This is a genomic window from Listeria floridensis FSL S10-1187, from assembly GCF_000525875.1.
GTDB classification, from domain to species: Bacteria; Bacillota; Bacilli; order Lactobacillales; family Listeriaceae; genus Listeria; species Listeria floridensis.
Genome location: NZ_AODF01000031.1, coordinates 1 through 12,489 on the forward strand (window position 1 = coordinate 1; position 12,489 = coordinate 12,489).

Genomic DNA, 12,489 nt, shown 5'->3' on the forward strand with positions numbered 1-12,489 from the left:
TTTAGAATTCCTTAAATAGGGGATATTTTCTTTTGACTTTTTTATACTGCTTTAAAAAAAACAATTGAAAACTTTTTTGTTTTTCCAGTGACTTTATTGTATCGTTTTTTTTTTGAAAAAATAACATTACAGCTAGATTAAAAAATCTTTACAATTTGAAAGAAAAGGCATAGACCGATTTTCAGCTAAACCATGACAAGTTTACAGTTTCACAGGTTTTGCATGTCATCAAACTGTTATATAAAAAAAAGAAACAGCTGAAAAGAATTCAGCTGTTTCTTTTTAACTATTAAACCCTTCACCCATGACCTCACTTGCGCTCATTACGACAACAAAGGCATCCGGATCAATTTCCTGCACGACTTCCTTGAGTTTTTGAAACCCGCGTTGTTGAATCACACACAGAAGGATTTGTTTTTCGCTGTCCGTATAGCCACCTTGTGCTTTAAGCCTCGTAATTCCGCGTCCGATCTTATAAAGGACTGCTTCACGAATTTCCTCTTGGTGCTCCGAAATAATCATCACCGTTTTCGATTGATCCATTCCCACTTGAACCAAGTCAATCGTCTTACTTGTAGCAAAAAGTGCAATCAGCGCATAAAGACCAGACTCAATTCCAAATACACCCATTGCAATCATCACCACGAAGCCGTCAATCAATGCCATACATATCCCGAGCGAAAGGTGGGTGTACTTGTGCAAAATTTGTGCCACTACATCCGTTCCGCCCGTCGATGCCTTACCCCGAAAAACGATACCAAGACCGATCCCAACAATCACTCCACCAAAAAGCGCTGCAATTAACGGCTCGTTCGTCCACGGTTTAAAAGACTGTGATAAAAATACAAACAACGGAACTGCCATCGTTCCAACAAACGTTTTAATGCCAAATTGATAGCCGAGAAAAAAGATTCCAGCAGCAAAGAGCGGAATATTGAGTGTCCACTGAATGAAAGCCGGAGTCCAACCCGTCAAAAAGTTAATAATCGTACTAATCCCGTTTACACCGCCAGATGCAATATGATTTGGTAGCAAAAGAACATTAAACGCCAGCGCGATAATCGCTGATCCCAAAACAACTTGCAAATAATCGCGTATTTTTTTTCATACGCGGCGAAAGTATTCTTCTCCCTTGTTGTGCTGTCATAGCTACCCCCTAATTTTAGCTGATGCGCGAACGAAGATAAGCATTGATAAATTCGTCCAAATCCCCATCCATTACTGCTTGCGTATTGCCAGTTTCCACATTTGTCCGGTGATCTTTCACCATCGAATACGGGTGGAAGACATACGAGCGAATTTGACTCCCCCAACCAATTTCTTTTTGCTCCCCGCGAATTTCCGCAAGTTCCGCTTCTTTTTCTTCCTGTTCTTTTTGATAAAGCTTTGCCTTAAGCATCTTCATCGCTTGTTCCCGGTTTTTCAGCTGCGAACGTTCTGACTGGCAAGTAACAACAATCCCAGTTGGAATATGTGTCATCCGAACAGCAGAATCCGTTGTATTGATATGTTGTCCGCCAGCCCCTGTTGCCCGGTACGTATCAATTTTTAAGTCTTCCGGCCGCACTTCAATTTCGATATCGTTATCCATTTCTGGCATAACATCGACTGAAACAAAAGAAGTATGCCGTCTGCCAGATGAATCGAATGGAGAAATCCGGACAAGCCGGTGAACACCTTTTTCTGCTTTAAAATAACCATATGCATTATGTCCCTTGATTAAAAGCGTAACGCTTTTGATTCCCGCTTCATCACCTGCTTGATAATCGAGCGTTTCCACCTTAAAGCCTTTTTTCTCTGCAAAACGCTGATACATTCGCAGAAGCATTGAGCCCCAATCTTGCGACTCCGTACCTCCGGCGCCTGGGTGTAGCTCGACGATAGCATTATTCTTATCGTAAGGATCACTAAGCATCAATTTGAGCTCAAATTCGTCCAATTCCTTCACAAAATTCGTCAAGTCCACCTCAAGTTCAGCTTGCAAATCCGGGTCGCTTTCTTCCCGTAAAAGCTCTAAACTCACGTCAAGGTTTTCCTGCTCTTCTTCCATTTTATGAAATGCATTATAAGTTTCCTTCAAGGCATTTGACTCATTAATAACTTTTTGTGCCGCTTGCTGATCATTCCAAAAATTAGGATCAAGCATTTGATCTTCAAGCTCAGCAATGCGGGCTTCCATACTTTCTAAGTCAAAGAGACCCCCTAAAGTCTTTAATTTGGCTCGCTGTTTTCTCAAGCGAATTACGAATTTCTGCTAATTCCATGTTCATTTCCACCTTTTCTTTTAATAAAAGTCTACTTTCTAGTATATCGAAATTTTTTCTAGAAAGCTATTCTCTTTTTTTATAACAAAAAGAGCGCCGAATATGGCGCTCCGAGTTCTATGCTTCTTTGCCGTGGCAATTTTTATATTTCTTACCGCTGCCGCAAGGGCAAAGGTCATTACGTCCAATGTGGTTATCTTTTACGACCGGTTTTTTCTTCGCTTCTGGTTTCCCGTCAGCCGGATCCACCGCTTCACCTTTCGCAACTTGCTCACGTTCAAGATTTTGTCTGATTTCAGCCTTCATGATATATTTTGAAACATCTTCATCAATCGATGCAACCATCGCTTCAAACATTTCAAATCCTTCAGATTGATACTCGCGTAGCGGATCAATTTGTCCATAAGCTCGCAAGTGAATACCATCGCGCAAATGATCCATTGCATCAATATGATCCACCCATTTCGTGTCCACTACACGAAGAAGGACAACCTTTTGGAATTCATTAAATTCTGCTTCTGGCAAAAGAGTTTCTTTTTCATCATAAGCTTCTTTAATTTTTTCCAAAATGTAGCTTTCAATGTCCTCAGAAGTTTTACCTTCCAAGTCCTCAACTGTAAGAGCACCCTCATTTAGCAGATTTGCATCTACATAGTCAACGATTGCTTGCAAGTTCCAATCTTCTTCCGATTCATGCGAAGAAGCATTTGAAGAAACCACAAAATGAAGTGTTCGTTCAATCATACCGTCGATGATTTCGCGCAGCCCACTTTCAGCTGTAATCACATCATAGCGCTGTTTATAGATCACTTCACGTTGTTGACGAAGCACATCATCATATTGCAAGACTTGTTTACGTGAATCAAAGTTATTTCCTTCAACACGTTTTTGTGCAGATTCAACAGCACGACTGACCATCTTACTTTGAATAGCCTCTTCGCTCATACCAAAGCGTTCCATCATGCTCTTCATATTGTCAGAACCAAAGCGGCGCATCAATTCGTCTTCCATTGATAGATAGAATTGCGTAACCCCAGGGTCTCCTTGACGCCCAGAACGACCACGCAACTGATTATCAATCCGCCGTGACTCATGCCGTTCTGTACCAATTACTGCAAGCCCGCCTGCTTCAAGTGTTTCTTCATCCAATTTAATATCCGTACCACGACCAGCCATGTTAGTTGCGATCGTAACGGCACCGTGTTTACCGGCAGTTTCAATGATATTAGCTTCACGCTCATGCTGTTTCGCATTCAAAACATCATGACGAATTCCCTTGCGCTTCAATTTACTTGAAATCAATTCGGAAGTTTCGATGGCAACAGTACCGACAAGAACCGGCTGTCCTTTTGCATGACGCTCAGCAATATCTTCAACAACCGCATTAAACTTCGCATCAATTGTCGTATAAATCAGATCAGGACGATCATCCCGAACTATAGGGCGGTTCGTTGGAATCTCAATAACACGCATATTGTAAATATCGCGGAATTCTTCTTCTTCCGTTTTTGCTGTACCAGTCATACCGGCAAGTTTCTTATACATCCGGAAGTAGTTTTGGAACGTAATCGTCGCCATTGTTTTCGATTCGTTTTGAATCGTAACACTTTCCTTAGCTTCAAGCGCTTGGTGAAGACCCTCGCTAAAACGACGACCTTTCATAATCCGTCCAGTGAACTGGTCAACGATAAGAACTTCATCATCTTGAACCACATAATCCACATCGCGCGACATCGTATAGTTTGCCTTCAGTGCTTGGGCAATATGATGGAGCAAAACCGTATTTTCAAGATCATAAAGATTGTCTACGTCGAAATATTTTTCGCCGCGCTCCATACCTTCTTCAGTCAAGTTTACCGATTTTGTTTTAATATCAACCGTGTAATCTTTTTCTTTCGTAAGTGTCGTAACAAACGTATTTGCACGCACATAAAGCAAGTTGGACTTTTCAGCTTCACCAGAAATAATCAGCGGTGTACGGGCTTCATCAATCAAAATCGAGTCAACTTCATCAATAATTGCGAATGAAAGTGGCCGTTGCACCATTTGCTCTTTATAAACAACCATATTATCGCGCAAATAGTCGAATCCAAGTTCGTTATTTGTGCTGTAAGTGATGTCACATGCATATTGTTGACGTTTCTCTTCACTCGAAAGCTCGTTTAAGTTCAAACCTACAGTAAGTCCTAAGAATTCATAAAGAACTCCCATCTCTTCCGCATCACGCTGTGCCAAGTATTCATTGACTGTTACAACGTGTACGCCTTCGCTTGAAAGAGCGTTCAAATAAACCGGAAGGGTCGCTGTCAGCGTTTTACCTTCCCCAGTTTTCATTTCCGCAATGTTCCCTTCATGAAGAACAATTCCACCCATCAACTGGACTCGGAATGGGTATAGGCCAAGCGCTCGTTTCGCACCTTCCCGAGCTACCGCAAATGCCTCAACTAAAATGTCATCCAATGTTTCCCCGTTTTGAACCCGCTCTTTAAACTCTGCGGTTTTCTCACGAAGTCCATCATCAGACAACTTAGCCGTCTCATCTGCCAATGCTTCAATTTGATCTGCTTTTTTCTCAAGATATTTAATGTCTTTTTTTCCAGACTCAAACATCTTCTTTAATAATCCTGCCATTATGAATTCTCCTCCACTAAATTTAACTAAATCTTGCTATTTTATATGAATTTCCGGATACGATCTGTCGATAAGATATACTCATTAATTTTATCACTTATTCCGAAAAAATGATATTAGGAAGTTCAAACGTTTGATGCGTCATTCTCCATTATATCATTTTCTTGAACAGATAAATATGTATTTTGTGTGAACTTATGCATTATCTTTTGGAGAATAAAAAAGCACCCCACTCGATGTGGCGGGGTGCTTCAAAAGACAAATTAATTTGTTTCAATCAAACCGTATTTTCCATCTTTCCGACGATACACGATGTTAGTCCCATTCGACTCAGCATCAGTGTAAACATAAAAGCTGTGCCCAAGCATATTCATTTGGAGTACCGCTTCTTCACTATCCATTGGTTTCAGATCAAACTGTTTCGTACGTACAATTTCAAGATCGCTTTCCGCATCAGCAACAGGAGCTCCTTCACTTGCTTCAGCAAAGAAGTCTTGAACCGCTCCTTTATCGCGGAATTTACGATTTACTTTCGTTTTATGTTTACGGATTTGCCGTTCTAATTTATCAGCAATCAAATCAATGCTTGCATATAAATCTCCGCTTGTCTCTTCAGCACGAAGAACAAGGTTAGGTAGAGGAATTGTTACTTCAACTTTTGCATTTTTATCCGAATAAACTTTTAGATTAACATGCACATTGGCATCCGGTGTTTCAGTAAAATATCTTTCCAGTTTATCGATTTTTTTCTCGACATAATTTCGAATTGGTTCGGTTACTTCAATGTTTTCACCACGAATGTTGTACTTAAGCATTGTAATTCCTCCTTTGGGATAAAACAAATTCTTTTGATACGGAGAATATCTCTCCTTATTTCTAGTCTAAGGGAATAAGCGGTTTTTTGCAAACATTTACACAAACTTTCTGCTTTATTCTCAGACCTTTGTTTTACCTCTTGTTTCTTTCATATTTCCACAATATCCGATAAAGCAAACATTCTTTTACCAAAAAATTACATCTCCATGAAAAGTAACAAAACATGATTTATATTACCTTTTACAGTCCTTTCCTTTCGCTCATTTTCATGTAAGCAAAATAAGCCCCATTCTCGAAGGTTTTCTATTTCTTCTACTTCATTTGAAAATGGAATCCCCGCCGTTTTCAAAAGTTGACTCGCCTCGTCGCTAATCGTTAGGTATGTCAATCCAGCATAACACTTGGAACGAATTTCCGCCGTAAAACAAACTGCCAACTCATCATCTTGTAAATTTACATATTTTTCTAGATAGTTTTGCCCTGCATCGTCCAAGATAAAAACAGCATCCACTGCATAACCATAATTTGCATCACTCGCAGACTTCTTGTGCCACTTCACAAAACTTTCATGGCATTTTACACACAGATATTTGGGCGGAGCTGATTCAAAAACAGTCGCGAAACTAAGCTCTCGTCTAACATCACCAGAACAAAGTAGACATTTAAACATCGAGAAGACACTCTGCTTTACCAAGCCTATTCATCATCTTAATATGTTGAATTGCCCGTTTTGATTCTTGGGTATTTCCATGGTGAAAAAAGCAGACTTCTCCATTTGGACGATCGGCCTTTCTACCTGCGCGTCCCGCAATTTGCACAAGCGCCGCCTCTGTAAAAATGGCTCCATCACTTCCAAACACTCCAATCTGGACATCACTAAAAGTAACACCTCTTTCTAGAATAGTTGTCGTTAGCAGAAGCTGAATCTCACCATTTCGTAGCTTAGCCGTTTTTTCCTTACGCATCCGATCAGCCGCATGTACTGAGTCCAACTTGCTATACCCTGCTTTTTTAAGCACATCCCCAAATGCATGCATAACTTCGATTTTGGGGAAGAACAGCAAGATAGGCTTGCCCGCTTGATAATGTCTTTCTATCCAGCCAAGAACTTTTTTTTGAAATTTTATTCTTCCGAAGCATTCTTGCCCAATTGCCGATCCAAATAGTTTTTGGAACGGGTAGCGGATGACGATGATAACGTGCCGGAATTTTTACATAATTCCGTTTCCCATTTAAGCAGTCAATCTGCCAGCTCCGTTCCGGCGTCGCTGTCATATAGATTTCGATTCCGCCATCAGCAAGTGCCTTCTTAACCGCGTATTCAAGAAATGGATCTTTTGCATACGGAAAAGCATCCACCTCATCAATAAAAACAACATCAAAATACTGATAGAATCGAATTAGTTGATGCGTGGTTGCAATGACAAAACTTTCTCCGCGAAAACGATCTTTCGAGTCCCCATACAAACATACGAGCGGAACATTGGGAAACACTTCCTTAAAGCGCGGCAACAACTCAATACAAACATCTACTCGTGGGGAAGCGAAGCAAACTCTAAGTCCCTGCCTAAATGCTTCTTCCAATCCTGCAAAAGTCATTTCTGTTTTGCCTGACCCCGCCACTGCCCAGAGCAGCAGTGTTTCCCGCTTTTGAATGGCTACCAAAACAGCAAGCGAACCTTTTTCTTGTCCCGTAGAAAGGGCACCTTTCCAGTTTAAGGCCTGTTCCTCGTACACCCGTTCAGATTCAGTTGCTTTTCTAAAACACAATTGGGTTGAAACCGTGATTCGCTTCATCATCAAGCAATTCCGGCAATATTTCTCCCCTTGAAATGTTGTTCCAAATTGATTTGCATCATTATTTCCACAGCGAAAGCAAAATAGCCTCCTTTCTTTTTCAACAATACCTGCCTGACACTGAAACCCTAGTCCGCTTACGTTCGGAGAAAGTTCTTCCTGTAAATAAAAAATTCCCGGATACATTTTTTCACCTCACTAGCACAGTTATACATTATTTTCAGATAATCTGCAGAAGCAAAAATAGCATTTTCGCATCGCAAAAACCAAAATTCACCTAAAGCAACTTTCGTGTTTTCTCGCTTTAAAACCCTATTTTAGGACGATTTTCAATTATTTTGCACACAAAAACACACCCTAAAAAGTGTGCTTTCTCCTTATTTCATCGACCATGTTAAACCAAGTGCGCCCTCACCCAGATGTGTTCCAATAACTGGGCCAAAATAACTCAGATGAAACTCTACTTCTGGAAACTGTTCAACCAATTCATTCAGCCATTTTTCGCCCTTTTCCGGGGCATTGCCATGAATGACATATGCTTGCTCAGCTTCACCTTTTTGAACGGCTTCTGCTAAAATTTCTTCAATGCGTTTCAGCGCCTTTTTTTTGTGTTCTCACTTTTTCAAATAAAACAATGTGCAGATCCTCAAAGTGAAGAATCGGTTTAATTTGCAGAAGACTTCCGATCATCGCTTGTGCACCAGAAAGCCGACCGCCGCGTTGCAGATTATTTAAGTCATCTACCATAAAGTACGCATCCATCGTTTTCTTCATTCGCTCTAAATACGCTAAAATTTCCTCAGTTGACTTACCTTCTTCCGCAAGTATCGCAGCTTTTAACGCAAGCGAACCTTGAGCCATACATGCAAGCCCAGAATCCACTGCATGGACATCAATTCCGTCCACCATTGTTCCCGCCGAAACAGCATTTTGAAACGTACCGCTGATCCCGCTTGTCAAATGAACCGTGATCACCGAAGTAAAACCTTCATCACGTAATGATTCGAATAGCGTTACGAAATCACCGGGCGCAGGTTGCGAAGACGTTGGAAAATCTTCACTGGTCTTAATCCTTTGATAAAACTGCTCCGTTGAGAGTTCTACTTCTTCTTTATAAGAAACCCCGTCAATAATAACAGAAAGCGGAACAATTCGAATCTGGTACTTCTCAACTAAGTTCTGTGGTAAATAAGCTGTACTGTCCGCAACAACCGCAATTTTTTCCTTAACCATTTTATCCCCCTAAATCCCTTAGCGAATGTAAACCCAGCCATTTTTAATCGCCGTTACAACAGCTTGTGTCCGGTCGTTTACTTTCATCTTTTGTAAAATACTGCTCACGTGATTCTTTACCGTTTTTTCACTGATGAAAAGCGTTTCACCAATACCTCGATTGCTTTTTCCATCCGTCAAAAGCTGTAAAACTTCACACTCTCTATGTGTTAAAATATGCAACGGCATTTTTACTTCTGGTTGCTGATATCCATAAGCCCCTTGAGCCGTATTAGTACTTGCAAGATGCCTATATTCACGAATCAATTTAATAGCCGCCTTTGGGTGAATATAAGCTCCCCCTTCATCAACTATTTTAATGGCATCAACAAGCTCTTTCGCATCCATTTCCTTTAACAAATAACCCACTGCTCCGGAGCGAAGCGCCTCAGTTACATACTCATCCGAGTCATGAATCGTAAGTACAATAACCTTGATGCTTGGGAATTGGCGAACCAACATTTCTGTAGCATCCAGCCCATTTACTGTAGGCATATTAATATCCATAAGTACAATATCAGGTTTATATTCACGAACTTTGGCAACTATATTCTTCCCGTTCTCTGCTTCCGCTACTACATCAAACGAATCTTCCAATTCCAAAATTCGCTTAATTCCTTCGCGAAACAGTTGGTGATCGTCGACAATCATAATTTTGAGAGTCATGATAACGATTCCTCCTCGTATAAAATTCTCTGGTTTTTATCATCCACAGTATATTCAAAGTAGCACTAAAGTCTTCCCTTTAATTTTAAGCTAATATCCAAAATCTCTTTTTCAACACTCTTACTTTGAAGTATTTCCTCTTTATTTTAAAATCAAACAAAGTGTGAAAGTAATTCATTTTGCCTATATAAAAAAAGCAATTATTAATTTTCATCTATCAAAAGTAACAGTGATTTTCATTATAACATGAATTTGCTACCACTTCACTTAGAATGCCAGTATTTCCCACAAAATTCTGCTATACAAGCCTGTGTATTTCCGCTAAAATAGAAGCATATTATTTACTTTTCACTTACAAGGAGGCAAACATGTTAGACGATTACCTGACGATTCGCAAAAACGGGGAACATGAGATTGTCATTCAAAAATCGCGCTTCATCTGCACTGTTATTCGAGCAGAAACGGAACAAGAAGCGCAAGATTTTATTGCAAAAGTAAAAAAGAAGAATTGGGATGCTACACATAATTGTTCAGCTTATTTAATAGGAGAACGTTCTGAGTTTCAAAAAGCAAACGACGATGGCGAACCGAGTGGTACCGCCGGAGTTCCGATGCTTGAAGTTTTAAAAAAGAGGAATTTGAAAAATGTCGCAGTCACAGTAACGCGTTATTTCGGAGGAACTAAACTCGGCGCCGGAGGATTAGTTCGCGCATACGGAGGAGCCGTAAGTGAAGCATTGAATTCAATTGGCATTGTGGAGCGTAAGCTTGCAACCTTGATTTCCTTCACCATCAGCTACAGCCAGCTTGGCAAATTTGAAAACCTGCTTTCCCAAAAAGGTTATGAAATTGCAGAAAAAGAATTTACAGACGAAGTTACACTTTCTGTTTTTGTTGACCAAGCAGATATCGAAAATTTTACACTTTGGATGACCGAAGTATCTAATGGGCAAGTAACATGCCAGCTTGGCGAGAAAAAATATCACGAAAAGGATGTTTCCTAAATGGAACTTGAAGTATTCAGCAGCCTTCCTGATCACTTAATTACCGATCGTCTGCTGTTAAAAAAAAACCGTAATTGCAGATGCTGTACCGCTTTTTCGCATTTGGTCTGACAGTGCAGTTGCAAAATATATGAATATTGAGCAATTCTCTTCCATTCGCCAAGCAGAAGAAATGATTAAAGCGATTGATGCAGAGCCAGACGCTATCAGATATACCATTTTCCTAAATGACGAAATCATCGGCTCATTCGGCATTAACGAAATAAACAAACATGAAAATACTATCGAGATTGGTTATGAATTGGCGAAAGAACATTGGCGCAAAGGAATTATGACTGAACTTTTAAATCAATTTTTGATATTGCTTCAAACAAATTTAAACTTTTCTGGTGTATACGCAAAAGTTTTACCAGAAAACATTGCTTCGATTCAGCTTTTAGAAAAAGTAGGATTTAAGGCTGTTGAAGAAACCGAAGAGTGGGATCTTGCCATCCAAAGCATGAGTAAAATCTTAATTTTTAAGCATTTTTTTGAGAAAATTAAAATTTGCTAGTCTTACATTTTTGAAAGCTAACACTTTTTTTTGTTTCTTTTTACCAAGATTTCGGTATAATAAAAAGATGGCATATTCTATTCGTTTCTTTTTCCACCTTATAAAATTAAAGAAATCGTAAATTTTACGTAACAAAAGGTTCTTGGTGAGATGATACAATTATGCTTGTGTTTGTTGTTAGCAAATCGAAAACGACAATTAAGGAGAAAATGATTATATGGATAATGGCTTTAATGGACAAAATCGTACGTCCAAATATAAACGCCGCCGCAGAATTCTTTATTGGATTTTAATCCCATTTTTAATTCTGATTCTTGTAGGAGTTGGTTACGGTACTTACCTTTTCAGCAAGACGAAGTTAGCAGCAGATAACTCTTTTGACAACGTCAGGAACGGCCAGGCCTCAACGCTAAGAACAAAAGATATTGAACCGATTAAAGATAATTTTTCGGTACTAATCATCGGTGTAGATACTAGTACAGCACGTGCCTCGGATGGAAATCCGCGCAGTGACTCGCTGATCTTAGCTACTTTTAATGTGAAAGATTCACGCGTTGAAATGACAAGCATCCCACGAGATTCATACGTTCATATTGATTATCCGAAAAAGAGCATAGATAAATACACCAAAATCAATGCCGCTCATGCATATGGCGGTCCTGAACTCACCATGAAAACTGTCGAAGAAAAATTCCAGATTCCAATTGATTATTATGTCCGTTTTGACTTTGATGCCTTTTTAAAGATCATCGATGCGCTTGGCGGAATTGATGTAGATGTTCCAGTTTCCTTTACAGAGCAAAATTCCAAAGATGAAGCTGGTGCAATTACACTTGAAAAAGGGGAACAGCACTTAAATGCTGAGCAAGCTCTTGCACTCGCTCGAACTCGTCATATCGACAGTGATATCGAGCGTGGCAAAAGACAGCAGCTTATCATCAAAGCAATTGTAAATGAAGCTACTAAAATCACCTCTATCAATAAGTATTCTAGTATTATTGATGCAGTGGGCGAAAACATGAAAACGAATTTAACTTTTAACCAAATGATTTCAATTGCAAAATACGCAATGACAAATGATCTTAAGATTAAATCACTCAACCTTGAAGGAGAAGATGCTCCGCAAAACGGTATTTACTACTATGCACTTAATGAAAATTCCGTTGAAAGCGTGGCGAATAAATTTGCTTCGGAACTTGATATCACAAGTCCTTTTCCGAATGCACTTCCTTATGAAGATTCGAGCTCTTCAACCGCTAAAGCAGAATAAAAAAAACGCACCGGTGAACGGTGCGTCAGACTGTAGACAAAGTAGTGAAAAAACTTTTGTTTACAGTCTTTTTTTGATTATACTAAGGAGAGAACTGACATAAAAAACAAGAGGTGAAGAACATGTTATCCAAACATCAAGACGATATTCGCCACCAAATGGTGGCCATCTCCATGGATGATTTAGTGCCAGAAGACCATTTAGTTCGAAAAGTGG

The 12,489-nt window shown here is 39.7% G+C and carries 8 protein-coding genes and 3 pseudogenes; 3 read left to right on the forward strand and 8 right to left on the reverse strand.

Annotated elements, in window-relative coordinates; genetic code table 11:
- Positions 1 to 282 precede the first annotated feature (282 nt).
- From MFLO_RS11295 to degU, 8 genes and pseudogenes are all read right to left on the reverse strand, one after another.
- Positions 283 to 1,098 carry a YitT family protein gene (locus MFLO_RS11295; protein ID WP_036098097.1) on the reverse strand — a complete coding sequence of 272 codons (816 nt, stop codon included), beginning with the start codon at positions 1,096 to 1,098 and terminating at the stop codon, positions 283 to 285.
- A gap of 64 nt (positions 1,099 to 1,162) precedes the next feature.
- A protein-coding gene (gene prfB / locus MFLO_RS11300) for a peptide chain release factor 2 (protein ID WP_149023036.1) occupies positions 1,163 to 2,264 on the reverse strand; the annotation gives its coding sequence in 2 pieces (ribosomal slippage) (positions 1,163 to 2,191 and positions 2,193 to 2,264; 1,101 coding nt in all).
- Between the two features lie 117 nt (positions 2,265 to 2,381).
- A complete protein-coding gene (gene secA / locus MFLO_RS11305) occupies positions 2,382 to 4,895 on the reverse strand; it encodes a preprotein translocase subunit SecA (RefSeq protein ID WP_036098099.1) in 2,514 nt (837 codons plus the stop codon).
- Positions 4,896 to 5,158: 263 nt separating this feature from the next.
- A complete protein-coding gene (gene hpf / locus MFLO_RS11310; RefSeq protein WP_036098101.1) occupies positions 5,159 to 5,710 on the reverse strand; it encodes a ribosome hibernation-promoting factor, HPF/YfiA family in 552 nt (183 codons plus the stop codon).
- A 197-nt stretch (positions 5,711 to 5,907) separates the two neighbouring features.
- Positions 5,908 to 6,381 carry a hypothetical protein gene (locus MFLO_RS11315; protein WP_036098102.1) on the reverse strand — a complete coding sequence of 158 codons (474 nt, stop codon included), beginning with the start codon at positions 6,379 to 6,381 and terminating at the stop codon, positions 5,908 to 5,910.
- Positions 6,374 to 7,694: pseudogene (locus tag MFLO_RS11320) on the reverse strand (ATP-dependent helicase ComFA). Before MFLO_RS11320 ends, MFLO_RS11315 begins: the two are co-directional and overlap by 8 nt.
- 191 nt (positions 7,695 to 7,885) lie before the next feature.
- Positions 7,886 to 8,741, reverse strand: a pseudogene (locus MFLO_RS11325) (DegV family protein).
- Positions 8,742 to 8,759: 18 nt separating this feature from the next.
- A complete protein-coding gene (degU, locus tag MFLO_RS11330) occupies positions 8,760 to 9,446 on the reverse strand; it encodes a two-component system response regulator DegU (RefSeq protein WP_036098103.1) in 687 nt (228 codons plus the stop codon).
- A 368-nt stretch (positions 9,447 to 9,814) separates the two neighbouring features.
- On the opposite strand from degU, the gene MFLO_RS11335 reads away from it, so the two are divergent.
- From MFLO_RS11335 to MFLO_RS11345, 3 genes and pseudogenes are all read left to right on the forward strand, one after another.
- Complete coding sequence (locus MFLO_RS11335) at positions 9,815 to 10,450, forward strand: YigZ family protein (RefSeq protein WP_036098105.1); 636 nt, start codon at positions 9,815 to 9,817, stop codon at positions 10,448 to 10,450.
- A pseudogene (locus MFLO_RS11340) lies at positions 10,451 to 11,003 on the forward strand (GNAT family N-acetyltransferase). It begins immediately after the preceding gene.
- Positions 11,004 to 11,220: 217 nt separating this feature from the next.
- Positions 11,221 to 12,273: an LCP family protein gene (locus MFLO_RS11345; RefSeq protein ID WP_036098106.1), complete on the forward strand. Its 1,053-nt coding sequence runs from the start codon at positions 11,221 to 11,223 to the stop codon at positions 12,271 to 12,273.
- Positions 12,274 to 12,489 lie beyond the last annotated feature (216 nt).